Source organism: Caproicibacterium amylolyticum (genome assembly GCF_014467055.1).
Classification (GTDB): Bacteria; Bacillota; Clostridia; order Oscillospirales; family Acutalibacteraceae; genus Caproicibacterium; species Caproicibacterium amylolyticum.
Genome location: NZ_CP060696.1, coordinates 1,118,476 through 1,144,770 on the forward strand (window position 1 = coordinate 1,118,476; position 26,295 = coordinate 1,144,770).

At 47.3% G+C, this 26,295-nt stretch carries 26 protein-coding genes, 5 tRNA genes and 1 pseudogene; 19 read left to right on the plus strand and 13 right to left on the minus strand.

Annotated features, from left to right (window positions below; genetic code table 11):
* Nucleotides 1-48: 48 nt before the first annotated feature.
* Nucleotides 49-219 (minus strand): YjfB family protein, encoded by a 171-nt coding sequence (locus tag H6X83_RS05340; RefSeq protein ID WP_212508113.1) that lies wholly within the window; start codon nucleotides 217-219, stop codon nucleotides 49-51.
* Nucleotides 220-533: 314 nt separating this feature from the next.
* On the opposite strand from H6X83_RS05340, the pseudogene H6X83_RS05345 reads away from it, so the two are divergent.
* Nucleotides 534-935, plus strand: a pseudogene (locus H6X83_RS05345) (cupin domain-containing protein); the annotation flags it as partial.
* Between the two features lie 549 nt (nucleotides 936-1,484).
* Nucleotides 1,485-3,101, plus strand: a complete 1,617-nt coding sequence (locus tag H6X83_RS05350) for a hypothetical protein (RefSeq protein WP_212508115.1) — start codon at nucleotides 1,485-1,487, stop codon at nucleotides 3,099-3,101.
* Nucleotides 3,102-3,184: 83 nt separating this feature from the next.
* Here the strand turns inward: H6X83_RS05350 and H6X83_RS05355 are convergent.
* Both H6X83_RS05355 and H6X83_RS05360 read right to left on the minus strand, forming a co-directional pair.
* Nucleotides 3,185-3,274, minus strand: a tRNA-Ser gene (locus tag H6X83_RS05355).
* Nucleotides 3,275-3,317: 43 nt separating this feature from the next.
* A tRNA-Ser gene (locus tag H6X83_RS05360) sits at nucleotides 3,318-3,406 on the minus strand.
* Nucleotides 3,407-3,700: 294 nt separating this feature from the next.
* Between H6X83_RS05360 and pta the strand changes: the two genes are divergently transcribed.
* Entirely contained in the window at nucleotides 3,701-4,675 is a 975-nt protein-coding gene (gene pta, locus H6X83_RS05365) for a phosphate acetyltransferase (protein ID WP_212508116.1), read from the plus strand.
* A gap of 212 nt (nucleotides 4,676-4,887) precedes the next feature.
* Nucleotides 4,888-6,000: a GGDEF domain-containing protein gene (locus H6X83_RS05370; RefSeq protein ID WP_212508117.1), complete on the plus strand. Its 1,113-nt coding sequence runs from the start codon at nucleotides 4,888-4,890 to the stop codon at nucleotides 5,998-6,000.
* 91 nt (nucleotides 6,001-6,091) lie between these two features.
* On the opposite strand, the gene H6X83_RS05375 is transcribed toward H6X83_RS05370, so the two are convergent.
* The 9 genes from H6X83_RS05375 to H6X83_RS05415 all read right to left on the minus strand — a co-directional run bounded on the left by H6X83_RS05375 (nucleotide 6,092) and on the right by H6X83_RS05415 (nucleotide 12,070).
* A complete protein-coding gene (locus H6X83_RS05375) occupies nucleotides 6,092-6,526 on the minus strand; it encodes a GNAT family N-acetyltransferase (RefSeq protein WP_212508118.1) in 435 nt (144 codons plus the stop codon).
* 12 nt (nucleotides 6,527-6,538) lie between these two features.
* Complete coding sequence (locus H6X83_RS05380) at nucleotides 6,539-7,129, minus strand: HD domain-containing protein (RefSeq protein WP_212508119.1); 591 nt, start codon at nucleotides 7,127-7,129, stop codon at nucleotides 6,539-6,541.
* A 20-nt stretch (nucleotides 7,130-7,149) separates the two neighbouring features.
* Nucleotides 7,150-8,040, minus strand: a complete 891-nt coding sequence (locus tag H6X83_RS05385) for a CFI-box-CTERM domain-containing protein (RefSeq protein ID WP_212508120.1) — start codon at nucleotides 8,038-8,040, stop codon at nucleotides 7,150-7,152.
* 87 nt (nucleotides 8,041-8,127) lie between these two features.
* Nucleotides 8,128-9,471 (minus strand): MATE family efflux transporter, encoded by a 1,344-nt coding sequence (locus tag H6X83_RS05390; RefSeq protein WP_212508121.1) that lies wholly within the window; start codon nucleotides 9,469-9,471, stop codon nucleotides 8,128-8,130.
* Between the two features lie 193 nt (nucleotides 9,472-9,664).
* Nucleotides 9,665-10,684: a LacI family DNA-binding transcriptional regulator gene (locus H6X83_RS05395; protein ID WP_212508122.1), complete on the minus strand. Its 1,020-nt coding sequence runs from the start codon at nucleotides 10,682-10,684 to the stop codon at nucleotides 9,665-9,667.
* Between the two features lie 204 nt (nucleotides 10,685-10,888).
* Nucleotides 10,889-11,683 (minus strand): NifB/NifX family molybdenum-iron cluster-binding protein, encoded by a 795-nt coding sequence (locus tag H6X83_RS05400; protein ID WP_212508123.1) that lies wholly within the window; start codon nucleotides 11,681-11,683, stop codon nucleotides 10,889-10,891.
* A 152-nt stretch (nucleotides 11,684-11,835) separates the two neighbouring features.
* Nucleotides 11,836-11,911 (minus strand) — tRNA-Thr (locus H6X83_RS05405).
* 3 nt (nucleotides 11,912-11,914) lie between these two features.
* Nucleotides 11,915-11,991: transfer RNA gene (locus H6X83_RS05410), tRNA-Asp, on the minus strand.
* 3 nt (nucleotides 11,992-11,994) lie between these two features.
* Nucleotides 11,995-12,070, minus strand: a tRNA-Trp gene (locus H6X83_RS05415).
* A 222-nt stretch (nucleotides 12,071-12,292) separates the two neighbouring features.
* Between H6X83_RS05415 and rpsU the strand changes: the two genes are divergently transcribed.
* From rpsU to H6X83_RS05480, 13 genes are all read left to right on the plus strand, one after another.
* A complete protein-coding gene (rpsU, locus tag H6X83_RS05420) occupies nucleotides 12,293-12,469 on the plus strand; it encodes a 30S ribosomal protein S21 (protein WP_212508124.1) in 177 nt (58 codons plus the stop codon).
* Between the two features lie 82 nt (nucleotides 12,470-12,551).
* Nucleotides 12,552-13,067 carry a YqeG family HAD IIIA-type phosphatase gene (locus H6X83_RS05425; RefSeq protein ID WP_212508125.1) on the plus strand — a complete coding sequence of 172 codons (516 nt, stop codon included), beginning with the start codon at nucleotides 12,552-12,554 and terminating at the stop codon, nucleotides 13,065-13,067.
* A gap of 6 nt (nucleotides 13,068-13,073) precedes the next feature.
* Complete coding sequence (gene aroQ, locus H6X83_RS05430) at nucleotides 13,074-13,514, plus strand: type II 3-dehydroquinate dehydratase (RefSeq protein ID WP_212508126.1); 441 nt, start codon at nucleotides 13,074-13,076, stop codon at nucleotides 13,512-13,514.
* A 97-nt stretch (nucleotides 13,515-13,611) separates the two neighbouring features.
* A complete protein-coding gene (gene efp / locus H6X83_RS05435; RefSeq protein ID WP_212508127.1) occupies nucleotides 13,612-14,169 on the plus strand; it encodes an elongation factor P in 558 nt (185 codons plus the stop codon).
* An 89-nt stretch (nucleotides 14,170-14,258) separates the two neighbouring features.
* Nucleotides 14,259-14,723 (plus strand): CD1247 N-terminal domain-containing protein, encoded by a 465-nt coding sequence (locus tag H6X83_RS05440; RefSeq protein ID WP_212508128.1) that lies wholly within the window; start codon nucleotides 14,259-14,261, stop codon nucleotides 14,721-14,723.
* 235 nt (nucleotides 14,724-14,958) lie between these two features.
* Nucleotides 14,959-15,651 carry a Crp/Fnr family transcriptional regulator gene (locus H6X83_RS05445; protein ID WP_212508129.1) on the plus strand — a complete coding sequence of 231 codons (693 nt, stop codon included), beginning with the start codon at nucleotides 14,959-14,961 and terminating at the stop codon, nucleotides 15,649-15,651.
* A 61-nt stretch (nucleotides 15,652-15,712) separates the two neighbouring features.
* Nucleotides 15,713-16,768, plus strand: a complete 1,056-nt coding sequence (locus H6X83_RS05450) for an ABC transporter substrate-binding protein (protein ID WP_212508130.1) — start codon at nucleotides 15,713-15,715, stop codon at nucleotides 16,766-16,768.
* Nucleotides 16,743-17,546 (plus strand): ABC transporter permease, encoded by an 804-nt coding sequence (locus tag H6X83_RS05455; protein WP_212508131.1) that lies wholly within the window; start codon nucleotides 16,743-16,745, stop codon nucleotides 17,544-17,546. Before H6X83_RS05450 ends, H6X83_RS05455 begins: the two co-directional genes overlap by 26 nt.
* Nucleotides 17,543-18,157, plus strand: a complete 615-nt coding sequence (locus H6X83_RS05460) for an ABC transporter ATP-binding protein (protein WP_212508132.1) — start codon at nucleotides 17,543-17,545, stop codon at nucleotides 18,155-18,157. The genes H6X83_RS05455 and H6X83_RS05460 overlap by 4 nt, the downstream gene beginning before the upstream one ends.
* Before the next feature lie 340 nt (nucleotides 18,158-18,497).
* Nucleotides 18,498-20,429: a nucleoside-diphosphate sugar epimerase/dehydratase gene (locus H6X83_RS05465; RefSeq protein WP_212508133.1), complete on the plus strand. Its 1,932-nt coding sequence runs from the start codon at nucleotides 18,498-18,500 to the stop codon at nucleotides 20,427-20,429.
* Between the two features lie 97 nt (nucleotides 20,430-20,526).
* Nucleotides 20,527-21,234 (plus strand): polysaccharide deacetylase family protein, encoded by a 708-nt coding sequence (locus H6X83_RS05470; protein WP_212508134.1) that lies wholly within the window; start codon nucleotides 20,527-20,529, stop codon nucleotides 21,232-21,234.
* A gap of 13 nt (nucleotides 21,235-21,247) precedes the next feature.
* Nucleotides 21,248-21,484: a hypothetical protein gene (locus H6X83_RS05475; RefSeq protein WP_212508135.1), complete on the plus strand. Its 237-nt coding sequence runs from the start codon at nucleotides 21,248-21,250 to the stop codon at nucleotides 21,482-21,484.
* Between the two features lie 127 nt (nucleotides 21,485-21,611).
* The gene (locus H6X83_RS05480) at nucleotides 21,612-21,821 is read left to right on the plus strand and encodes an alpha/beta-type small acid-soluble spore protein (RefSeq protein ID WP_212508495.1); all 210 of its coding nucleotides are present in this window, start codon (nucleotides 21,612-21,614) and stop codon (nucleotides 21,819-21,821) included.
* A gap of 85 nt (nucleotides 21,822-21,906) precedes the next feature.
* On the opposite strand, the gene H6X83_RS05485 is transcribed toward H6X83_RS05480, so the two are convergent.
* On the minus strand, nucleotides 21,907-22,299 hold the full coding sequence (locus H6X83_RS05485; RefSeq protein WP_212508136.1) for a hypothetical protein: 393 nt from the start codon (nucleotides 22,297-22,299) through the stop codon (nucleotides 21,907-21,909).
* Nucleotides 22,300-22,436: 137 nt separating this feature from the next.
* Here H6X83_RS05485 and H6X83_RS05490 point away from each other — a divergent pair, with 137 nt between their 5' ends.
* The gene (locus H6X83_RS05490; RefSeq protein WP_212508137.1) at nucleotides 22,437-24,794 is read left to right on the plus strand and encodes a transglycosylase domain-containing protein; all 2,358 of its coding nucleotides are present in this window, start codon (nucleotides 22,437-22,439) and stop codon (nucleotides 24,792-24,794) included.
* Nucleotides 24,795-25,029: 235 nt separating this feature from the next.
* The gene (locus H6X83_RS05495) at nucleotides 25,030-26,274 is read left to right on the plus strand and encodes a homoserine dehydrogenase (RefSeq protein WP_212508138.1); all 1,245 of its coding nucleotides are present in this window, start codon (nucleotides 25,030-25,032) and stop codon (nucleotides 26,272-26,274) included.
* Nucleotides 26,275-26,295: the final 21 nt, after the last annotated feature.

Consider the following 26,295-nt stretch of genomic DNA (forward strand, 5'->3'; position numbering starts at 1 on the left):
CCTTGAATCAGCTCTAAAAGCCGAATTAAGGCGTGTTTTTGTGTTTGGTCAGGCTAAAACGTCCAACTGATGGTTGGAGGCCTGCATGGTCTGAATCAGAGCGGCGCTCTGCGTTTCCTGTGCAGACATTGCTTTTTTCAGTACAGAAACGCTGGCTTCCTGCTGCGCCTGTGCCATGTGAAGACTTGTGCTTGTAGCAGCGATAGTGGAAACATCCATCCTATCATCTCCAATCTGTTTAACCGCATTATAGCATACTTATCAAAGAAAAGAAAGGAAATTATAAGATTCATTTTGAGAAAAAATGTGACATTCATTTGGAACAAATGCAGGCAGCGTGTCAACCTGTTTCTATAAGGAAAGCAAAATAATTGCGTAAAAGAGAATCAAAAGCGGCGGGAAGTTCTCTTTTGAAGTACTGCGCATAAAATGAACTGTAATAAATTCATTTTGCGAAGGGGAAGAAAATAATGATGACAAACCGGCAGTGTCCGTATGGCTGCGGCCAGCAGAACGGCGGAAGCATTGTACATCTGACAGACCATGGACCTGAGCCCTATGTAGTGAATATCGCCAAAGCTGCGCGTGAAAATCGAACTTACCGCACAGCTTTGTGGACTGGCAAGCATTTGCAGCTTACGGTAATGAGTATCAATCCTGGGGAAGATATTGGGCTGGAGATGCATCCGGATGTGGACCAGTTTATTTGTATTGAAGACGGTCACGGCGTTGTAAAAATGGGCAGCGAAAAAGAAAACTTGGATTTCAGGGAAAATGTTTTTGTAGATGATGCTTTTTTCATTCCGGCGGGCAAGTGGCACAATTTGATCAATACGGGCAGGCGTCCGCTGAAGCTGTTTTCCATCTATGCACCGGTGCAGCATCCGCGCGGAACCGTGCATGCTACCCGTGAGGATGCGCAGGAAGAACACTGATGTTTTCAGTATAAGAAATGTCAGATAAGCGGTGCTCCTTACTTTTCATTGGGATACATGGAAAGTAAGGAGCACTTTTTTTATAGTTGCAGATATATTGACAAAATGATACAATATCAATAATTGGTTAAAAATATTTGAAATATATTAATTTATTTAATATGTAAATTATTACAAAAATCACGAATGAGTAAATGAATATTCATTTGTTAGATGTATGGGGGATAAATGTTGCAAAGGATGAACGGAAAAACTGCGGAAAATACGAATTCTTTTACGGATGCTTCAACAAAAAGGCTGCACTGGTGGAAACGATTTATTCGGAAAGAGTATATGCCTTTTCTAGTACATATTGTTTTTGCATGTGCAGGGATGCTGCTGACATTTTTACTGTGCCGAATGGGACATCAAAGGGCGGGCGGTGTTTTACTTGGCCTGACGGTTTTAGGAATACTGTATGGGTTCTGTCTGCTTGTGCTGTACCTAACCGGATGTTTGCAGTTACTCAAAAAGCAAAGAAGTAGTGTAATTTTATTTTGCTGCTTGATCGTGATAGGAATCAATGCATTTTTTGCCGTGGAAATGCTGAATCAGCACACGGTCTATTATTGGGATCAGGCAGATTATTGGCGAAAAACCATTGAAGCATCTCAGATGCTTACAACCAGACCGAGAATGCTTTTGAACAATGTCTATGCATCGGTAAATACTGTAGATTACAATCTGGTTATACCGCTGGTGCTTTCCCTGCCGACAAAGATTTTCGGAACAAGTCATGTCGTACATATTTTGTTGATTCTGAATTTCTTTCTGCTGCCTGGGGCTTTTGTTATTAGTTTAGCTGCCAAAAACAGCGGTGGAGCTCAAAAGGTTCCGCTGCCGCTGCTCTTTGGGTTGACCGTACTGACACCGGCACTGCTGTATCCGGTACTTGCGGGGTATTTGGACGCATTTTCTCTTTTAGTACTTTCGCTGGCGTTCAGCATGGTTATGGGAAAAGAAATTTTTACGTTTAAGCCTGGGCGCTGCTTTTGTCTTGCAGTGTCATTGATTCTTGTTATGCTGGGCAGAAGATATTTTTGTTATTCGGTTGTTGGTTTGGTGGTCGCGGTTGTTTGCTATATGGTGCTGTGCACAGCATCTAAGCAGATCAGTCAAAAAGAAGCACACTGCTTTGGTGCCAATGTTTGGACTACAGCAGGGATTGCTGCCGCAGTACTACTCCTTTTTTTCCGTGACTTCATTGTCAAAGCCATGACCAATTCTTATGCCGAACAATACAAAGGCTACCAGACTGGCGATACCCTGCATAATTTTAAGCTGTTTGTGCTGTACTTTGGCATTTTGTTTTTTGTCATATGTTCGGCGGATATTGTAGTGGCTATAATGCGAAAAGATGCGGCCTATTCAGTTTCACTGCTTGTTGCGGCATTTCTTCCGACAGTTCTTTTGTTTCGCGTGCAGAGCATGGGGCCGCATCATTATTACATATCCGTACTGCCGCTGCTGTTGCTGCAGATGCATCTGCTTGGCTGCGTGCAGGACTGGCACCGAGCTTGGAAAAACACAGCCGTTGCGGCAATTTCGGCTGTCACCGCACTGAATTTTATTTTTGCTTATGTGCCTGCACTGCATGTCGTTCGGGTAAATAATCTGCTTGGCAGTCAGCGTTTTCTACCGCTGCAGCGTGATGATATGGCACAGCTGCACGCACTTTGCAGCAAAGTGAATCAGGTTTCAAAAGCGTCCGGAAATGGAAAAGTGTACATGCTGTCAGCATCGTTTCGGCTCAATTACTCGCTGCTGCAAAATGTGAATGCACCGGCAACGTTTCAAGCTGTGCCAAATTTGTATGCTTCCAATGAAGTTGACCTGCGCGATGGATTTCCGAAACAATTTTTAAAAGCGGATGTTGTAGTTGTCTGTGACCCAATTCAATATGCGACTACGCCGGAAACAGGGCGGGTCATTGGGTTGCTTGCCAAAGATATTTTGCACGAGAGCAAAATATCTAAAAATTATTATCAGGAAGCTGCATTTTTACTTACCGGCAACACAAAAGCCTGCATTTACCGCAGGGTGAAGACATTTGGCAGCGATGAACTTTCGTTTTTGGAAAGTCAATTCAATCAAATATATCCGCAGTGGCATCTTAAACTGACGTAAAACGACTCGGCAATTTTTAATTTTTATACAGCAAAAAGCCGCACGGCAAGCAAAAACAGCTTAACCGTGCGGCTTTTTCTTTGTGGCGGAGAAAGTGGGATTTGAACCCACGCGCCAGTTTCCCGACCTACTCCCTTAGCAGGGGAGCCCCTTCACCACTTGGGTATTTCTCCATAGGTGAATTATCTAAAAATATAAACTTATATGTGTAATCTGTGGCGGAGAGGAAGAGATTCGAACTCTTGGTCCCTTGCGGGATCACTGGTTTTCAAGACCAGCTCCATAAACCACTCGGACACCTCTCCATATCATTAACAAGTGCGTAAATAATATTAGCACAAACCAACCCAACATGTCAACACTTTTTTGCGATTTTTATTTTTTCTTGTAGAAAAGGTGCTTTTCCATGAAGCAGTATGATACATTTTTAACAGCATTTTTTGCTTATCCATAGAAAATCATGCCGATTATTCACAAAGTTTGGCGCTTTTCAATTTGTATTCTTTGAAATCAGGTGTATAATGAAAGAGTAAAGTGCTCCCACACGGCCTGCGCGGTGCGGGTCGGGAGTAATCACATACGGAAGGACGTAAGTATCCATGCTTGAAAAAATGATTGAAATCCTGAAAAAAGAGCCCCGGAAAATTGTATTTCCAGAGGGCACTGATCCCCGCATCCTGCAGGCCGCAAGCCGCCTGAAAAAAGAGGGCTTTCTGACACCGGTGCTGGTTGGTGCGCAGGACGCTGTAAAGGCTGCCGCCGCTAAGGCTGGCCAGGACATCAGCGGAATTGAAATTGTCGATATTGCAACTTTCCCGGACTTTGAAAAAATGGTTGCAAAAATGGTGGAACTCCGCCACGGCAAAATGGATGAGGAAACTTGCCGAGCAAGCCTGAAAAAATCCAATTACTTTGGTACCATGTATGTAAAGATGGGTTATGCAGATGCACTGCTCGGCGGCGCAACTTATTCCACAGCGGATACTGTACGCCCGGCACTGCAGCTTGTAAAATGCAAGCCCGGCCACAAAATCGTTACCAGCTGCTTCCTGCTGCATCGTCCGGACGGTAAGGGCGGTACTGAAATGTACGCAATGGGCGACTGTGCCATTAATATTGACCCGAATGAAGATGAACTGGTCGAAGTTGCACAGGGTACTGCTGAAACAGCCCGTATTTTTGGCATGGACCCGAAGGTTGCTTTCCTTTCCTACAGCACGAAGGGTTCCGGCAAGGGCGACAGCGTTGACAAAATGCACAATGCAACAGAAAAGCTGCAGGTTTTGAAGCCGGACTTTGATGTAGATGGTGAGCTGCAGTTTGACTCCGCTGTTTCTCCGGAAGTTGCTTCGTTGAAAGCACCGGGTTCTAAGGTTGCAGGCAAAGCGAATGTATTTATCTTCCCTGACATCAATGCCGGCAATATTGGCTACAAGATTGCACAGCGTTTAGGCGGTTTTGAGGCTGTAGGCCCAATTATGGCAGGCTTGAATGCACCAATTAATGACCTGTCCCGTGGGTGCAATGCAGAAGAAGTTTACAAAATGGCAGTCATTACAGCTGCTTTAAAGTAAGATTTACCTTTTTAGCAAATTCAAAAGCAGGCAGTATATTGACTGCCTGCTTTTTTGCATATTATTTTCGTGACAAATTCTCTAGATTGTGGTAATATCTATATATTACGGTATCGTATATACAATTAATTTAGAAAATAATTATAAAAAATACAAATTATTCTAAAATGCAGATGAGATTAGTAACAGATTTTCTGGAAGTGATAAATTTAATGCAAACAGACTATTCTGAAAACAGCCTGCAGCCGATTAACGAAAAATGGCGTAAATTTCAGTTAAAATCCATGTTTTGCTACACACTTTTAATACTTATCTGTGAATTTATCGGCTATTTTGTAATTAGTGGACTTAGTATGCTTGAGTGCAGTACATCAAAGTATTTTTTGAAATATCTTCTGTTCCCATCCGGCTGTAATATGCTGCTTACCATTTTTGCATGGCTGCTGTCTGAAAAAACTAAGGTCGCTGAAACTGCAAAAAACTACATCACCTGCCTGTCAATGGTGGGCATTGCTTTTGTAGTGTCCGTTGTGCATTGTGCTTTTGCGGGAGTTTATTCAGTGTTTTTGATCCCTGTAATTATGACAATGATTTACGGGGATTTTCGGCTTATCAGCGTTACATCATTGTGCAGCGTTGTACTAAACTGGGTCAGCGCGATGTACATACGGTGGGATGCTTCTAAAAAACAAACTGCGGATTTAGCTGCCGATTTTATGTTGTCGCTGTTTCTGCTGGGCGGAGTTTTTGTTGCCTGCGTGGTGATTATTCGTTTTGAAAAAGAGAAGCAGCAAACAATTGCACACAGTGAGCAGGAACGCAGCCGATTGCAGCAGGAACTGCTGCGCGACCACCTGACGGGGGTGTACAATCGGCTTGCCTTGACTAATGCACTGGAAAATCTCTGTGCGCCGGAAACAGGCAGTTTCTTCATTGCAATGATGGATATTGATGATTTTAAGTCAATTAATGATACAGAGGGACATTTAGAGGGGGATGCAGTACTGCGGCACTTGGGTGAGGTCCTGACTAAGGACTGCCCGGACGCGATGCCGGTACGTTTTGGCGGCGATGAATTTAGTGTATTGTTTCACGAAAGGAAAAGGGAAGAAGTGCTTTCCGAGCTGAAAAAAGTGCAGAAAGATTTTGCACAGTATGGGGGATTGTGTCAAGGAACGCTGCGTCCAACTCTCAGTATTGGTTTGGCAGAGTGGCAGCAGAATATGCTGCCGGAAGAATTGATGCGCTGTGCAGATGAAGCACTCTATGAATCAAAAATGGGCAAGAAAAACCGGCTGACCGTTTATTCTTCGGAAAAGAAGTAATGTGTTAAGTCCTTTTTACAGATACCTTTTGCAAATAAATAGTCGTCCATGTCACACTGACTCGTGACATGGACGACTATTTGCTATATTATTATAAAAACTTGCGGAAGTTAAACTGTGCTTTTTGCTTTGCATAACCGCATTGTTGGTAAAAAGCGTGCGCGCCAATGCGTGTTTCACCGGAAACTAAGCGAACACCGGCGGCACTGCTTTCTTGTGCCCAATGTTCTACCGCGGAGAGGAGCATACGGCCAATGCCGTGCTTCTGCCATTCGGCAGCAACTGCAATGCCCATGATATTTTTCATATGCGGTGCATATAACACGTCATAATTGCATGCATGAACATAGCCGACAACGTGCTGTCCTTGTACAGCAACGAAAATCTTATCTGAAGAACGGTTCAAAAGTGCGGCTAATTTTGTGCGTGTTTCATCAGGCGGAAAGTCATATCCAAGCTGTTCGCGGCTGAGTTTACAGATGCTTGTATAGCCCTCAGTGCGGGCTTCACGAATCTGTAGGTTCATAGCAGTTCCCTTTTATTCCGTAAGCCAACCGCTGCTGACAGCGGTGTCCAGCATGTCAGTGCAGACAGGCCAAAGTTCCGGCATATTTTCCTGAATCAAATGCAGACGTGCCTCCACCTGCCCGCGGTGAACGTGGTTCAGTTTCCAAGTGTGCCCGTCAGTTGCCATATTGTTGAGTACCGGCTGAAAACGGTCACAACAGTTTGCAAAAACAGCATCCGGTGTTTTGCAGGTTTCAAATTCATCCCAGAGTGCGCGGTAGCTTTTGCACTGATCCTGCGGAAGAATGGCAAACAGTTTGTCAGCGGCAGCCGCTTCTCTCACTGTTTTGCTTTTGTAGCCCTCGGTATCGTAAGCAAAGGTATCTCCGGCATAAATTTCTACCAGGTCATGTGCCAGACAAAGCTGCACGGTGTGGTCGCAGGAAATTCCCTGTGGTGCATATTCCTGCAGCAGGGTTGCCATCAACGCAATGTGCCAGCTGTGCTCCGCGTCGGTTTCTCTGCGGCTGCCGTCTGCAAGAAGTGTGTTTCGGTAGATGGTTTTCATTTTGTCGCATTCCATAGAAAAGGCGATTTGTTTTTGAAAGCGTTCGCTGTCCATAAGCTTGCCCCCTGTTGAAATTATGATAAATATTGCTGTTCCAAAGAAAGCATCATTTCTGTGTAGCGCTGCAGACAGCTTTGGTTCTGCCCGGCTGCTGCCTCCTGCATGCACGGCGAAATACAGTTCTGCCACAAAGAGCGGTAAATCTGCTCAGGATTCGGGGCAATGTTGATTGCAACTACAATTGAGGGCGCAAATGTGTAATATTCCTGAATCAGCAATGGTCCTTCTGACTGCCGGAGCATCCAGCTGTCGCGGAAGCGGCGAAGCGTCTGCAGTTCCGTACAGTCGTCAGGTTTATGTAGACTGTGGCAGACAGCAGTTGTAATGTAACAGCCCTTCCTGCGCCAGCCACCGTTGATTTTTTCAAAGCTGACGGGGTTCAGCGCTTCTTTGGGATATTTACTGTTCCAAAGCTGTAAAAAAGCACGCAGTACAATGGCCGCTTCCGGAACCGTGCTGTCGTGCAAAGCAGGAATCAGATAAACGGCGACCATCATGCGGTAACGAAAGAACGCTGCACTCTTACTGCTGTGAACCTTGCGGTAATGCAGGTCATCTGTCATGCGGGAAAGCAGTGCTTGGGCAAATGCTTGGCAGTCTTCATCCTGCACACCCTGAAGTGCTTCCAGAGCAGTGTTTAGGCGACCGTTGTAGGAAGCGAAACAATCCGGGTAGTTTTTTTGTGTAAAGGCAGGTTCTTCTGCCTCAAAGCGAAAGAGGGCAGGGTCCAGCAGGGAAAGAGCCTGCTGCAAACGTTTTCCACCATCTGGTTCTGCGGCAGTAGGGGCAAACAGAGCGGTTATATCAATGGGCTTTGCGCAGTACATACACACAACCTGCTCAATACCGACTGGCACCTGCAGTTCCAGCCCACAGTAGGGGCAGCGAATCGGCTTATATTCCATGCGGTGCCTCCTTTTCAGGTAACAAAGATTATGTAACCTTTTAAGTATAGCAGACCCAATGTTTAAAAACAACCCTGCTAATTATACTTAGGAATGCAGGCTTTGCATCCATTTCTTTTTCCGAAATATGATCAGAGAAATTGTTAGCCGGACGCATTCTTCCAGAGAAAGAATGAAATAGACCCATGGAATCGGCAGATTCCAGACAAAGGCTGAAAGCAGCCCCAGCGGTACGCCGAAAGCCCACGTTCCGACGATGTCAATCCACATTACATATTTCGTTTTGCCGCCGCTGCGGAGTATACCGCCGCCTAAAACCATGTTCTGCACTTTAACAGGGGAGATAACCGCGTACGCAGTCAGAATTTGAACGGCTGTTGCTTTTACTGCATCTTCCACCTGATAAATTTGAACATACAGTCCGCTTAACAGCAGCAGTAGGACAGAGAGCCCAACCGAACAATACAGACCGTATCGCATCAGTTTTTTGGATTCGTGATATGCCTGTTCATATCCATTACTGCCAAGCGTTTTCCCGATTATAATTCCGGCAGCTTGTGCCAAACCGGTTAAAGCACCTATCATCAGTCCCTGAATTGGGTTCGTCAGTGTCATGGCCGCACAGCTTTGGGTGCCCATATGACCGTAGATGACAGCGTAGACATTTTCTCCAAGGCTCCACAAAAATTCAGTAATTAAAATTGGTATGAGAATCACAAGATACTGTTTCCTGCCAAGATTCCCAAGCTGAATTGTAAAGGGAATTTTTTTGTTTTGCTTTTTGTTGTATTTCAGCAGGAATATGAGGACAAATAGGAAGTTTGCGAGTTGTGCAATCACAGTCGCAAGTGCAGCACCGTTTACTCCCATGGGAGCAAAACCAAATTTGCCGAAAATAAAGACATAGTTCAGCCCGGTGTTGATGACAGCGGCCAATATACTGGCATACAGCGGCAAACTGGCTTTTCCTCTGCAGCGAAGCAGCGTGGACAAAATTGTGGCGCCGGCAATCGGCAGATTTGTAAATGCCATGATCTGCAGGTAACCGGCCGCGGTTTGATTGGTTAATGGGTCAGAAGTGTACATCTGCATGATTTGGCTGGAAAAAAAGACACACAGTACAGTAAATATAGCTGCAAGGCCCAGCGCAGCCAGCAGATTGATGTAAAAACTGCAGCGAATATTTTTTTCATCCTTTTTTCCTATGTATTGTGAAATCATAATACCGGCAACAGCAGCGATGGCTGAAACCAGAACCGAAAAAATGGATGAAAACTTGCTGGCAAGCCCGATTCCCGCAATGCTGGCGCTGCCAAGCTGTCCAATCATAATTTGGTCAATCATGCTGAAAGAGGACTGCAGCATGGACTGCAGAGTTACCGGGACGGCAATGCTGCAGACGGTTTTCAAAAATTGATTTTCTTTGTTCATATAAATTCCTTTCACCGACATAATGCTTTTGCTCGTGCGTGCACACATCGGGCAAAGAATTCAGTTCATGTTTTATGTCTGGAAAGCGCTTTCTGTAACATCTCCCTTTATTTTAAAGGGGGGAGGCAGAACATACAATAGGTTAAACGCGTAACCCACAACAAATATGCGGTGCGGAATTTATGCAAGCTGCTTATTCTATAGTTTTAACGCTCTTTCGCTTTACAAGAGTAACGGGAAGCGTTATGGTGGTTCCTTCTGCTTCGCCGGATTTTAGTTGTGCTAAGGTTTTCAGTGCCAGCCTGGCTCTTTGTGCTCCGTCCTGCTTTATTGAAGTTAATGCGGGCACTACCTGCTGGCAAATTGGAGTATCGTCAAAGCCGATGATTGAAATATCCTCCGGAATACGGATCTCCTGTTCCTGCAGAAACTGCATCAGGTCTACTGCGTAATAGTCCGAAACTGCAAAAACGGCGGTATATTTTTTTAATGTTTCAAGATGTGTGCCGTAAAAAATCCGGCGCTCCGTTTTTGCCATTGGAATCTGCATAAAGTCAGTATTTGCAGCTCCGAAGCCTTTTTGAAAGCCTTGGTATCGGCTCAAATCCATGCAGATTCCATTATCGGAAATGCAAAGTGCTTTTTTGTGGCCAAGCTGTTTTAAATAAGTTCCCGCCTGAAAACCGCCGTCAAAATTATCGACGATTAAATTGCAGATTCGTCCCGGTGTTTTAAAATAGCCATCGTACACAACAAAAGGAACGTGCATAGCTTCCCGCAGTTTATTGAAATCCTGTTCGCAAAAACCAATCAGGACCATGCCTTCAAGGTTCCACATGGAAGCAAACCGCACGATATCGGTTATGGCGGTCGTTGTCTTTACCATCATGAAGTACCCTGCTGCTTCAATTTCCGCGGATAGAAAATTGAGCGATGATGCGATGAAAACATCTTCAAGAACATGTCCTTCGTATTTTTCATGGTTATTGATGACGACACCGATAATCCTGGAGTCGTTTTGTGCCAAAAGAATACCTGCCATGCTGGGAATGTACTGCCGCTTTTCTAAAAGCTCCTGCACGCGGCCAACGGTTTCGTCAGATATTTTTTTTGTTTTTCCATGTATGACATTGGAGACCGTGGCAGTGCTTACTCCAAGCTCGTCCGCAATGTCGCAAATACGAACGCGCTGTGTTTGATTGGGCTGTTCCAATGTGTATCCTCCTTTTTAAAAATCATTTGCTCCAGCAGAATTTCATTATACATGAGTGCAGAACGTTGTGTAAGGTGATTTAGCAAATTGTGCAGATAAAAAAGAATGGGGCAGAAGCTTGTTTAAAATATAAAAGCCGGTCAGAAACATTTTGCGTTTCCGACCGGCTGGTTTGCGTTGCTGTATAAAAGATGTGTTGTGCTTTTAGGATTCGGAACAGTGATGTTCGCCGCAGCCATGCTCCCCGCAGGAGCCTTCCGTGTGATGCTCTCCATGGTGATTGCACTGCACATTGGGGTTAAACTGAAGGCTGCCCGTTAGCAGATTTTCCACTGCTGCGTCAGCTTCACCGGAAACACCGCCATAAAGCTGAATCCCAGCTTCGGAAAGTGCCTGCTGAGCGCCGCCGCCGATACCGCCGCAGATCAGGACGGTTACACCGGCAGATTTCAAAAAGCCTGCCAGTGCACCGTGACCGCTGCCGTTGGTGTTTACCAGTGTGGATGCGGTGACTTTACCGTTTTCCACGTCGTAGAGTTTAAACTGTTCTGTGTGACCAAAGTGCTGAAAAATTTGTTCGTTTTCGTAAGTGACTGCAATTTTCATTGGAAATCCTCCTGTATGGGTTTGTGCGTGCTTGTTTTCAGTGTTTTTGGTTGTGCAGCTATGGTGCCTGCAGCGGCCGCAGCCGCAGCCCTGTGCACTGCCGTCACAAAGTACATAGTCACCGCCTTGAATGAATAGTTCCTGCTGATTGACAAGACACTGTGCAAGTTTCACGCGTGCGCGGTTGTAAATAGCCTGCACCGTTGTGCGGGCAACATCCATTTGTGCTGCGCACTGTTCCTGTGTTAAATTTTCCAGATCAATCAGCCGAATCGTCTCAAATTCATCCAGTGTCATGGTAATACTCGGTTGTGCAGCGGAAGTTTCCTTAGGACCAAAGCGACCGCAGCCGGGCAGTGCGCAGATGCGGCGGCGTTTGCAGGGCCTTGGCATACTGCATCAGCTCCTTTTATTGACATATGTCATTTATGATGCAGCCAGTATAACACGAATAATGACATATGTCAATAATAAATAATTCGGAATTTACGATTACGGATAAAACAAAAAAGCTAGGAAATCCGCAGATTTCCTAGCTTTTTTGATGGAGCTGCTAATGCGATTCGAACGCATGACCTCATCCTTACCAAGGATGTGCTCTGCCAACTGAGCCATAGCAGCAAATGGCGACTCGGAACGGGATCGAACCGTCGACCTCTAGCGTGACAGGCTAGCGTTCTAACCAGCTGAACTACCGAGCCACATGGCAGGGGCAGAAGGACTTGAACCCTCGGCACGTGGTTTTGGAGACCACTGCTCTACCAACTGAGCTATACCCCTATGTTGTGTATGCGTTGTGGTCATCCCCAAGCGCGAGATTAATATTACCACGCGGGCGGACAAATGTCAACACTTTTTTGCGCTTTTTTGCAATATTTCGAAAAAAACGCTTTTCTGGAAACAGGGCTTGACAGAACTTTTTTGAATCTGTATAATATTTGTTGTGTAACAGATATCGATTACAGATAACCCCTGCCTTTTGGCGGATGGGAGGGAAAATACATGGCTGAGGTCCGAGTAAAAGACAATGAGTCTCTGGACAGTGCTCTGCGCCGCTTCAAGAAGCAGTGTGCACGTTCCGGGGTCATTGCTGAGGTCCGCAAAAGAGAGGCTTACGAAAAGCCTTCTGTTCGGCGGAAGAAAAAATCCGAAGCAGCCCGTAAGCGTAAGTTTAAGTAATTAAACTTTCACTTCGGTTTCTTAGGTACATGGAAAGCGGGCTTTGGGCCCGCTTTTTTATCGTAAAGAGAGGAGATTGTACTTGACGCTGAAAATGCCCCTTTATTCAGTTGACAGGGTTACGCAAATTACACCGAAACTGCTGCACAGCATCGGCGCAAAGGCAGTCCTGCTGGATGTGGACAACACACTTTCTCCGCCGGAAAGTCAAGTCCCTTTTCCGGGTACCATACAGTGGGTGCAGCGGATGCGCAGCGAGGGCTTTCAGCTGATTATTCTCTCTAACAATTTCCGCCGCCGTGTGGCTCCCTTTGCAGCGCAGTATGGCCTGCCGTATGTCAGCTTTGCCTTAAAACCGCTGCCGGGCGGGTATTTGCGCGCACTGCGCAGGCTGCACGTTTGCCGGCAACAGGCTGTGGTGATTGGGGATCAGGTTTATACCGATATACTGGGTGCAAATTTGGTTGGGCTAAAGTCCATTTTGATTACACCATGCGTGCAGGAGGACTCTGTGTCTTTCCTTAGAAGAAGGCATGGGGAAGAAGCCATTCGCCGTGAATTAAAAGAAACCGGACGTCATATCGTGCCAAAGGAGTGACTGACATTGGCAAAGAAAAAAATTCTGCTGCTGCTGGGGCCGAATCTGGACATGGTCGGCGTGCGTGAGCAGGGCGTTTATGGAACAGAAACAACGGAAAGTATCAATCAGGAAATCCGGGCACTTGCCGAAAAGCTGAATTTTGAGTTGGATATCTATCAATCCAACCATGAGGGTGACCTGATTGACAAAATTCACGCGGCGCGCGGTGTTTATGACGGCTGCATTTTAAATGCCGGGGCACTTACACATTACAGTTACGCGCTGCGGGATGCAATTACCTGCGTGCACGGTGTTCCCTTTATTGAAACGCATATGAGCAACATTCATGCGCGTGAAGAATTCCGCCACACCAGCGTAATTGCTCCTGTTTGTGCCGGACAGATTTCCGGATTTGGGAAAACAAGCTATTTTCTGGCACTTTATGCTCTACAGGGGTTGCTTTAATCCCGTTTTTTTTGAAACGGCTTGAAATTCTGCCGAAAATAAGATACACTATTCCTAAGTATGATTTTGTTATTTATTTGAATTGGAGGATACACGAATGATCTCTGCAGGTGATTTCAGAAACGGCGTGACCTTTGACATGGATGGTCAGGTTGTTTCCATTATCGAATTCCAGCATGTAAAGCCGGGCAAGGGTGCCGCTTTTGTGCGCACAAAAATCCGCAACGTAATTACCGGTGCTGTAACGGAGCGTACTTTTAACCCGAATGATAAATATCCGGTCGCTTATATTGAGCGCAAGGACATGCAGTACCTTTATAATGACGGCGACCTTTACTACTTTATGGATTCCGAAACTTTCGAGCAGATTCCGATTAACAAGAGCGTGCTCGGCGACAGCTTCAAGTTTGTAAAAGAAAATATGGACTGCAAGGTCCTGTCCTACAAGGGCAATGTTTTCGGCATTGAGCCGCCGAACTTTGTTGAACTGCAGATCACCAAGACCGACCCCGGCTTTAAGGGCGACACTGCTACAAACGCAACCAAGCCTGCTACACTGGAAACCGGCGCTGAAATTAAGGTTCCGCTGTTCATCAATGAGGGAGAAGTTATCCGCATTGATACACGCACAGGTGAATATATGGAGCGTGCCTGAGTCATACTTGCTTTGAACAATTCCGGGTGCAAAAACCCGGAATTGTTTATTGTATAAAAATTAACATGGTCAGAAAAAGGAGGTTTATCATGACAGTCACCGAAAAAGTTTCTTACATCCGCGGTTTGGCCGAAGGGTTGGAGCTGGACGAGAACAAAAAAGAAGTGAAAGTCATCAATGCCATTATTGACCTGCTCGAGGACCTTTCTCAGTCTGTAACAGACGTTGAGGATGTTGTTTCCGACGTAGAGGGTCAGTTGGACGAGGTGGATGAGGACCTGGGTTCTCTGGAACGCTTTGTTTATGACATCGATGATGAAGATGAGGACGACGACGGCTGCGGCTGTGGCTGCGAAGACGACGATGAGGACGAGTACTACGAAGTGACCTGCCCGAACTGTCACGAAACCATTTGCCTTTCTCAGGACATTGTGGAAGATGGCCAGATGGAGTGCCCGAACTGCGGCGAAGTGCTTGAATTTGACTTGGTCGATGAAGATGAAGACGACGATGCATGCAGCTGCGGCTGTACACACGACGACGAAAAGGAATAAAATAACTTTTCTTTACGGAAAAATGCTTGCAGGGCTTGCGCAGCCTGCGGGCATTTTTTGTTTTTTATTGAAAACAAAAAACTGTTGACTGCGCTGTCAACAGTTTTGCAGGAATAGAATTTAGAATTTTGTGTAAAACAAACGGGAAAGTTGGTTTTGCTTGACAGTATGTCAATCCAGTTGTATAATTTTTAACAGATATATTGTCTTAAATAATACAGTTTAGGGGTAGAAAATGCGTGAACTGAAAAAAGAAGAGTCCTTTTTCAGAATGATGCAGGAGCTTCCGCTTTTTGCGGGTATTTCCCGGCAAACAGCAGAGTTTGCTTTTCATGATGAATCGTGTCACTGCAGCGCATTTTTGGCTGGTGAAGCACTTCCACCGGGACGGCGGGTCGGTTTGGTTTGCGCCGGTGAAGTTCGGGCTTTTAAGCGCACCGCAGGCGGGGGAGAAGTGCTGCTGAACACATTTCGGCAAGGCGGTGTGTTTGGCCTTGCCGGTGCGTTTCTGATGGACAGTGTGCCGCTTTCCCTACTGCGTGCAAAACGTGCCTCGGTCGTTCTGTTTTTGGAGTTGCCGCTCCTGCGCAGACTTTTTGCGGCAGATGCACAGACGGCGGAAAATTACATTGCTTATCTTTCCGGCCGGGTGGAGTTTCTGACGCAGCGCATCAGTGTTTCTTCCGGCGGCACAGCAGAACAGCGGCTGGCATCGTGGCTGCTCTCGCAGCCGGATGACAACGGAAGTGTATGCCTGCCGTGCAGTGTGGCAAACCTTTCCGGCTTGCTGGGCATCAGCCGTGCTTCCTTGTACCGTGTGCTGGAAAATCTGCAGCAGGCGGATATCATTGCACAGCACGGGCGAACAGTTTTGCTGAAAAACCGTGGCAAACTTTCTGATTTCGCAGGGCATTCAGATGAAATATAAGCCGCTTTCCAATCGGAATCGGTTTTATATATGATTTTATTGAGAGAAGGATTATACAACTATGCAGTTAAAAAAACGTGTTTCAGCTTTAGCCCTTGCTGTGGTTTTGGCGTTGTCCGCAACAGCCTGCTCCGGCACCGGCTCTTCTTCTACAGGCTCTTCGGCAGCGGAAAGCGCTTCCTCCGCGGCTTCTTCTGCTGCTTCCTCTGCGGCAACAACAGAAAAGACAACGATCAAAGTGGGTACGCTGAAAGGGCCAACCGGACTTGGCATGCTCAAAATGATGCAGGACGCAGACGCAAAAACAACAACCAATGACTATAAATTTGCCTTGGATACAGCACCAACGGCGGCAGTTGCAAAGCTGACTTCCGGCGAAGTGGACATGGCTGGTCTGCCTACAAATCTAGCGGCTTCCCTTTACAAAAAAACCAACGGCAAAATGCAGCTGCTGGAGATTAATACACTCGGCGTTCTGTCCATTGTAACCAACGGCGAAACAATCACTTCTATTAAGGACTTGAAGGGTAAAAAAATTGTTTCTTCCGGCAAAGGTTCTGTGCCGGAGTATGCATTCAATTACATTCTGAAGCAGAACGGACTGAACCCAGAAAAAGATGTTCAGGTAGAATATGCTTCCGAGCATGCCGCAGCGATGACAAAGCTGGTTTCTGGTCAGGTGAAGATTGCCGTTCTGCCGGAGCCGTTTGTAACGCAGACACTTGCAAAGTGCAAAACCGCGAAAATTGCGCTGAACATGACGGATGAATGGAGCAAGGTTGTCAAGGACGGCAGCGTTTTGACAATGGGCTGCATGGTTGTGCGCAAAGATTTTGCGGAAAAGCACAAGGATGCAGTGAATCAGTTCCTTGCGGACTATAAGGCAAGCTCCGAGTACGCAAATCAAAACGCAGAAGCAACCGGCAAACTGGCTGAAAAGTACCTTGGCATGCCTGCGGCCGTTGCAGCAAAGGCTATCCCGAATTGCAGCCTTACGTTTATGGATGGCGATGAGATGAAAGCAAAAGTGCAGCCGTTCTTTAAAATTATGTATCAGGAAAACCCGCAATCTATAGGAGGAAAGCTGCCGGATGACGGTATTTACTATCAGAAGTAAAAAACAGAAACCGGTAAAATATTTCGGCAGAATTTCGCGGTGGGTGTTTTCTGCGGCGGTATGGCTGATTTTATGGCAGATTGCCGCTGCTGCAGTGCAGGAGGAGATACTCTTAGTGTCTCCTTTTTCTGTTCTGTGCAGACTGGGGGAACTTGCCCGCACAGAGGAATTCTGGTTGACGATTACAGGCAGTATGCTGCGGATTCTGCTTGGTTTTGTGATTGCCCTGATTACGGGAACACTGCTTGCTGTGGCAACCAGCCGCAGCAAGCTTTGCTACACACTGTTTTATCCGATTGTCAGCATTATTAAGGCAACGCCGGTTGCTTCCTTTATTATTTTGGCAATGGTTTGGCTGACTTCTGCGAAAATCCCCGTTTTTACGGCATCCTTAATTGTTCTGCCGCTTTTTTGGCAGAATGTTTCCAACGGAATTGCAGAGACGGACAAAAACTTATTGGAAATGGCACAGGTTTATCATTTCGGCAAGCTGCGTACACTGGTCAAAATTTATGTGCCGTCCGTTTTGCCGTACTTTTCCGCCGCTTGTGATATCGGCATTGGTATGGCGTGGAAAGCCGGTGTGGCGGCGGAAGTTTTGGCGAACACCTCTCTTTCCATTGGCGGGAATCTCTACAATGCAAAAATTTACTTGGAAACGCCGGATTTGTTTGCATGGACGGCAGCAATTATTGTACTCAGCATTGCACTTGAAAAGGGACTGGGCCGCCTGATGCGCTGGGCAATCCGCAGGCTGAGCGCGGGAGGATGTCAATGAAAGTGGAATTACAGAATGTCTGCTTTGCTTATGCCGAAAACAGACGGATTTTGGAACATTTCAGTCTTTCCTTCCCGGAAAGGGGAACAGTCTGCCTGCTGGGACGTTCCGGCTGTGGCAAAACAACACTGCTGCGTTTGCTTGCCGGTCTGGAAGTGCCGCAGTCCGGTTGTGTGCTGCGTCCTGCCAAAACGGCTGTTGTATTTCAGGAGGATCGCCTGCTGCCGTGGGCAACTGCACGCAGCAATGTTGCAGCTGTGCTGCCAGCAGAAAAGAAAGAAGCGCTGCGGCAGGCTGGGGAATGGCTGCAAAAGCTCGGCTTGGCAGGCAGCGAAGACGTATTGCCGGGGAAATTATCAGGCGGCATGCGTCAGCGGGTCGCTTTGGCGCGGGCGCTGGCTTTCAAACCGGAACTGCTGCTGCTGGATGAGCCATTCCACGCACTGGATGCAGAAACGCGTGCAGCTTGCACACAAGTGTTAAAAGAAGAAGGCACACAAAAACTGACCATACTGGTCACACACAATCTGGAAGAAGCCAAAATACTTTCCGACTGTACTTACTGTCTGCAAGGGTCACCGCTGCAGGTTTTGCCGCAGTTGGAAGTGTAAGTCTTTTTGTTTAGAAACTTCGTAAATGCAATACAATTAGGTTCCGCCCAAATGGCCTTCTGCCTATGGGCGGAATTTTTATGTTTGCTTTGATAAGCAAATGTGCTATAATACATTGGTTAGAGCAATGTTCATAGTTACTGATGCAAGGTCAGGACCCTGAGTTTGCAGCCCACCTTTTCCAGAGGCAGGCACCTTTTTATCCCCTTTCCTATGCTGCTAAGTTTAAAACCGTAGGGCTGCGGTTGTTTTCTATGAAAACGACGAAAAGCAGTTTTCTAACAATTTTGTGGGGATTGCTTTAAATTGCGAAGATACCGCATACATGGGAGATTTGAAAATGAAGAAAACAAACCGGATTTTCCGAAATATATCGCTGAAAAGCCTGGTTCCGCAGCTTGTTGTGGACTGCCTGAGTGTTTTTTTAGGTTATTGGCTTGCGTTTGTACTGCGCTTTGACACTTTTAATTTCGATTATTACCAGCGGGAAACGTTCAATTTTTGGATTCCGTGGCTGATCCTTATCCATCTTGTCTGTTTCTTTGTGGCACGTTTTTACAATACCCGATGGGAATACTGCAGTATCGATGAAATATTCCAAATCTTTTTGGGCTCTACCGTTGCAGCAGCTATCTGCTTTTTGCTGGTGCACTATGGCAGTGCATTTTTCTACGTCAGCAAGTTTTGGCGCGGTGTTTATGTGATTGCGTACGTGCTGATTTTCGGCTTTGTGTGCATTACGCGCATCAGCGTACGTTTTGCTTATCGCCTGCGGCGTTCTCACCTCGCTGGGCGGATGTCTGACGAATTCAAGCGTGTAATGATTGTCGGTGCGGGCGAAATGGGCTCCATGCTGATTAAGGACATGAAAAATGCGCCGGAAAGCAAGGGCGTACCGGTTGTTGCAATCGACGATGACCCCAAAAAACGCGGCACCCGCATTAATGGTGTGAAAATTATTGGCGGCAGAAATCAGATTCCCCGCATTGCGGCGCGCTATAATATTGACGAAATCCTACTGGCTATGTCGGCGGTTTCCATGCCGGACAAGCAGGATATCATGCATATCTGCGCTTCCACAGGCTGTGAATTAAAAACAATTCCTGCTTTGTATGAAATTGTTGAGGGCAGTCCCGCGAGCATGCAGGTGCATGACGTGGACATTACCGACCTGCTCGGACGTGACGAAATCCGTCTGAACACAGAGGAAATCAGCGGCTATCTGCAGGGCAAAACCATTATGGTAACGGGCGGCGGCGGTTCTATCGGCAGTGAACTGTGTCGGCAGATTGCGCATTTCAAACCGAAAAAGATTGTTGTATTCGATATTTATGAAAACAACGCTTATGATCTGCAGAACGAAATGAAAATTCGCTATGGCGGTGATTTGGACCTCGAGGTCATTATCGGCTCTGTGCGTGACCGCGCACGTGTGGAGCACGTTATGCGTGTATACAAGCCGGATGTTCTGTTCCACGCTGCAGCACATAAGCATGTTCCGCTGATGGAGCTGAGCCCGGGCGAAGCAGTCAAGAATAATGTGTTTGGTACATGGAATGTTGCGCAGGCGTGCGATAAGTACGGTGTAAAGCGCATGGTACTGATTTCTACGGATAAAGCAGTCAATCCGACAAATATTATGGGTGCAACAAAACGTATCTGCGAGTTGGTTATTCAGTACATGAGCCGCCACAGCAGCCACACGGAGTATGTTGCCGTGCGTTTTGGCAATGTGCTGGGCAGCAGCGGCAGCGTAATTCCGCTATTTAAGCGGCAGATCGCTGCAGGCGGCCCGGTAACTGTTACCCATCCGGATATCATTCGCTACTTCATGACGATTCCGGAAGCGGCGCGTCTGGTCATTCAGGCCGGCGGTATGGCACACGGCGGCGAGATTTTCGTACTGGACATGGGACAGCCGGTTAAGATTGTTGACTTGGCACGCAACCTGATTCGTCTTTCCGGTTATGAGCCGGATGTAGATATCAAGATTGAGTTTACTGGCCTGCGTCCGGGTGAAAAGCTGTATGAAGAGCTGCTTCTGGATGCAGAGGGCAAATGCGAAAAAACAGACCACGATTTGATTTACATCGGTTCTCCGATTCAGTTTAATGAAGCAAGTTTCTTGACGGATTTAGAAGAACTGCGCGGCGTTGCCGGTGTGGATAACACCGCAATGGTTGCGATTGTACATCGTTTGGTGCCAACTTACTCCGGCCATGCAGACAAAACGGATTTGCTGGCGGCGGAAGCTGACAAAGAAGGCGTCTAAAAACGAAAGGACTTTCGGAAAGCTGTAGGCTTTTCGAAGGTCCTTTTCTCATAGTCAAACGCGGTTCTGCATACACTTGGGTAGGAGGGATGCGCCTGTGCGGTTCCTGATTGTTTTGCGAAAACGTGCTGCCTTGATTGGAATACTTGTCTTGTGCATTGGCTTCTGCTGTGCAGCTCGTGCTTTGGCCTGTTTACAGGCCATGCCGGAGGAACCGCTGTGTTCGGTAAAGACCGTGCAGAATGCCGCAGCTGTTACCTTTGATGCAGACACCGATGCTGAGCAGATTCCAGCAATACTTAGGGCACTGCGCAGTAAAAATGTAAAAGCAACTTTTTTTGTTACCGGTGTTTGGACAGAAAAATATCCCCGTACACTGCGGCAGATTGCGCAGGAAGGACACGAAATCGGCTGCCACGGCGACCTGCACAGGGATTTGACTGCCATGACAGAAGAACAGCAGCGACAGGATCTTGTTGCGTGCTGCAAAAAAATCAAAGCAGCCTGTGGCGTGGAACCGAAGTGGCTGCGCCCACCGTATCGTCGGTGGAATGATGCTTTACTGCGGCAGGCGCATGAACTGGGCCTGCACTTGGCGGACTGTTCCGCAATGACAGATGACTGGAGAAATGTCGCGCCGGCAGTAATCAGTGAACAGGCAATTAACCGCCTGCAGCCCGGTGGAATATTGCTGCTGAACTGCAGCGGACTCAATACGGCAACTGCGCTGCCGCATATTCTGCAGGCACTGCAGAGCAGAGGGACTTCACTTTGCACCGTTTCACAGCTGGCAGCGCTTGCGTAAAGGAGATATGAAAATGGCTCGTATTACAGAAATTCGAAGCACTTCCCGCCCGATTCGGGTGAAGAACAGAACAGCGCTTGAATATTCTCAAAATGAAAAGTATTTTTCAATTTGGGTGCAGTCTGCCGGTCAGGAAGGAGAAAGCAGCCTGCATCCGCTGGACATTCAGCTTGACCGGGAAATGGCAGCTCAGCTCTGCAGCCGTCTGCACAGCTTTCTTTCAGATACAAAAGATGAAGCTTTTTATTAAAAAAAACGGATATATTTGCTTGCATTACTCCTTAAATTTACAGTAATAAAAACCTTGTGTAGGCGCAAACTATGAAAGCAAACGCAAGATATAACATTTTTCAATAGGAAAAAGGAGTGTATTGATGATGGCAAGCAATTCTTCTACTAGCAGCAACAAATTGGTCGTTCCGGAGGCTCGTGCGGCACTGGACAAGTTCAAGATGGAAGCAGCTTCTGAAGTGGGTGTCAATCTGAAAGAAGGCTACAACGGTGACCTTACAAGCCGCGAAGCCGGCAGCGTTGGCGGCCAGATGGTTAAAAAAATGATTCAGTCCTACGAAGAGGGCATGAAGTAAGTTCGGCTTCTCTTCAGGGCGCCATGCCGGGCGGCATGGCGCCCTTTTACATAGTATTTACGCTTGTGGCTGAAAAATGATTTTTTCAGCTGATATAATCTTCTACGATACGCTGAAGTTCCTCTGAAGTCTGTACAGAAATTCCGCTGTGCAAAAGCCGCTGATCCGCCGCGGGCAGCGACTCTGTTTTAACGTGCAGAATGCGGAACGGCACGGTTTCTCCTACACGGAAAATGCCGATTTCTCCATTGTAGGTTTTTACCAGATAAACAGCCATCCTGCCGCCGGATGAAACAGCGGAGGAAGTTGGCGGGGCGGTACTTTCTTGACTTGAAGGCGCATTTGCGCTAGAATAAACGAATGTGCTGGATGGTGTTTTTTTGGTTTCAAGCACATCGTTTGATACGGAAAGGGATACAACCAGCAGCGCTGCAATGACAACAGCGCACACCAGCATTACGATATTCAGCTTTTTCACAAGGCATCACCTCGGAAGCAGTATGCGCATTTTCTGGAAAAATATACATTTTTTCTTGAAATTGCAGCGGACGGGGTAAACTGCTTTCAGCGGGATTGATTGCGTTGGCGGCAGACCACAATCGTGGAGGAAACAGAATGAAGAAAACGGACAGAGATACCAACTATATAAACGGACAGATGCGTGACCACACGGCGTCTGCGACCGGTGCTTCAGTTTTCCGTGTAATTGGGAAGGTCCTGCTTACGGCTGCTGTTATCCTGTTGATAACAATGATTATTGTCGGCATATCTCTGCTTTCTTTTGTATTCAGCATGAAAGATGAATCAGTGAAGATTGATTTAGCGGAGTACAAGCAGACTTATACCAGCTACCTGTATGTCAACGGTTCAGGCGACAACAGAAATCAGCCGGTGCAGAAGCTTTCGCTGCACAGCGGTGAACAGCGTGTTTGGGTGGACTACGCAAAAATTCCTAAGGCAATGAAGGATGCAATGGTTGCTATTGAGGACAAACGCTTTTGGGACCACAGCGGTGTTGACTGGAAGCGTACTGCCGGCGCTATGCTGAATCTTGTTGGCGGTTCAAACAGCTACGGCGGTTCCACCATCACGCAGCAGCTCATTAAAAACCTGACGCAGGAAGATGAAGTCAGCCTGACCAGAAAGGTCAAGGAGATTTTCCGTGCTGTCAACCTGGAAAAGAAGTACAGCAAAGAGCAAATTTTGGAGGCATACCTGAACTGTGTACCGTATGGCTCCGGTACACAGGGTGTGCAGGCTGCAGCCAATCTTTACTTTGGCAAAAATATTCAGGACTGCGATATAGCCCAGTGCGCGGCTATTGCCGGTATTACGCAGAACCCTGCCAAGTACACCCCATTGGTGCACAAGGATAACAACCGTATCCGTCAGCAGACCGTTCTTACTGCCATGCATGACCAGAAATTGATCACAGATGCTGAGTACACTCAGGCTATGAAGGAAAGCGAAAACATGACCTTTGTGGGCAAAAAAGGCTCCGACACCAGCAATCAGGTTTGGGACTGGTACACAGAAGCGGTTATTCGCGATGTGCAGACTGCGCTGATGAATAAATACAGTTGCTCCAGCAGTGCTGCAAGCAATATGATTTATAGCTCCGGCCTGAAAATTTATTCAGCGGAAGATCAGGATTTGCAAAAAACTGCACAGGATTACATTTTGCACAGCGGTATTTTGGATGATGACAAAGACGTACAGACGGGCTTTTGTGCGGTTGGCTATGATGGGCGTGTGCTTGCCACTGTCGGCAGCAGAAACCAAAAGACCGCCAATTTGGTCAATTCCTATGCCACAATGCTGAAGTTTCAGTCCGGTTCTTCTGTAAAGCCGATTTCAACTTATGCGCCGGCACTAGACAAAGGACAGATTACTTATTCCTCGCTGGTCAAAGATGAAAAAGTTGAAAATTATTTTCCGGACGGCAGCGCAGGCCCAAACAACTGGAGTTCTGACACCCAGTCAGCCGTGTGCCACGGTGAGGTGACCGTGCAGGAAGCGCTGGCACATTCCTACAACTGTGCGGCGGCACAGGTCTGTAAGGCTTTTGGCATTACAAACAGCTACAACTTTATGGTACAGAAGCTGGGCTTCTCCAACTGCCTGACAAAAGAGGACAGCCAACTGCTGGGCAATATGTCACTGGGCGGCCAGACACAGGGTGTTACGGTACTGAACATGGCTGCTGCCTATGAGATTTTTGGCAACGGCGGCAAATATTATCAGCCCTATACTTTCTATAAAGTGCTTGACCACAGCGGAAACGTGATTATTGACAATACAACCAAAGCACCGGTACAGGCAATCAGCTCCGTGTCCGCATCCATTATGAACCGGCTGCTGCGCACAGTTGTAACCGACGGTACTGCAACCGCAGTCAATATTGACGGCTGGGATATTGTCGGCAAAACCGGTACAACGGATAATGATGTAAACAGCTGGTTTGTCGGCTGCAGCCCGTATGCGACAGGCGCGGTGTGGACAGGCTACGGCAAAAATAAAACGCTTTCCAGCACCACTTACTCTAAAGCTTTGTGGAAAGGTATCTTTGAAAAATACCTTGCAAACAAAACACAAAAAGATTTTACATTTGACGGAAGCATGGTGAAAAAGTCATATTGTGTGCGTACCGGACTGCTTGCCGGCAGCGGCTGCGCAGATACAAAAGACGGCTATTACGACAGCAACAACCTGCCAAAGGTGTGCGACGGCAATCACGGCTCTGGGGGAAGTGCAAGCGAACCGGATGAAAGCAGTACCGGAGGCGAAAGTCAGCAGGCCACCTCGCAGGCTGAAAGCAACGGCGGCGGTGAGGAACCGGCAAGCCAGACACCGCAGTCCAGTGAGCCGGCTGCTTCCAGCCAGCACGGCGAAGAATCGAAAGCGCCGGTGGAAAGCAAGCCTGCGGCATCGCAGAAACCAACTTCTGCTCCGTCAGAAGGAAACGCAGGATAACAAGGTAATCGTTCAGGGCTGCGGCAAGTGCATTTTGCATATTGCCGCAGCCCTGAATTCTTAAATTCCTGTCATATGCGGCTGAAATCGCCGTAAAAGAATGAAAAACGGTTGAAACTTGCAAAAAAACATGTTAAACTGATAAAGCGTCCATAGGAATCATGAGTTTGTTCATTTACCGGGCTTCTGCGCCCGGTTCTGTTCATAAAATGCGGTCATTAAGGGAGTGCTGAAGATGGTCGAAATCGCAGTCATGGGGTACGGCGTGGTTGGTACCGGCGTAATAGAGGTGCTCGCGAAGCATGCTGAGGGGCTGACGCTTCGCGCACATGAGGGGATACACGTGAAGTATGTCCTTGTGCGCAGGGATTTTCCAAATCCTCCAATGATGGGTACATTCACGAAGTCTTTCGACCAGATTCTGAATGACCCCGAAGTAAAAATCGTTGTGGAAGTCATGGGCGGGCTTGCCCCGGCGTATGATTATGTGCGCCGCTGCCTGTTGGCAGGCAAAAGCGTGGTTACTTCCAACAAAGAGCTGGTTGCTGCAAAGGGTGCCGACCTGCTGCAGATTGCCAAAGACAAAAATGTGAATTTTCTGTTTGAAGCGAGTGTTGGCGGCGGCATTCCGATTATCCGCCCAATGAGCCAGTGCCTTGCGGCAAATGACGTGGTTGGTGTGGCCGGCATTTTAAATGGCACAACGAACTATATCCTGACCAAAATGTTTCGCGACGGTGCGGACTTTAAAAATGCATTGGCAGAAGCACAGCGGCTGGGTTATGCGGAGCGTGACCCGTCCGCGGATGTAGAGGGCGCGGATGCCTGCCGCAAAATTTGCATTTTGGCATCCCTTGCTTATGGAAAGCATGTTTATCCGAAGCAGGTACACACCGAAGGCATCACGCAGATTGCTCTTGCTGATGTGGAATATGCGGAAAGTTGGGGCGGCGTTGTCAAGCTGATTGGCGAAGTAAAGCGTACGGCGAACAAAAAAATTTCCATTATTGTCTGCCCGATGTTTGTGGAGCGCGAAAGCCAGCTTGCAAATGTAGATGATGTATTTAACGGCATTATGGTGCGGGGCGATGTGACTGGCGATATTGTTTTTTACGGCAAAGGCGCGGGCAAGATGCCGACAGCCAGTGCGGTGGTTGCAGATGTGATTGACTGTGTCAAACATCTGAAGGCACGCAAGTACCTTTACTGGGCGGATGGCGAGCCGGACTATGTAGAGGATTACCGGAATGAGTCGCGTATGTTCTTTGTGCGTGCGCACGCAGCGGATGCCGATGATGCGTTTGACAAGGCGGCTGAATTGTTCAGCGGTGCAGTACGGCTGTTCCGCAAAAAGCCTGTGTCCGGCGAATTCGCGTTTGTTACGGAGCATCTGCCCGAAAAGGACTGTGACGAAAAGCTGCAGGCGCTGGAAGCGGCGGGCATTACTGTGGATAACCGCATTCGTATTGGTGAGATGTAAAGAAAATAAATAGAAGTCAGT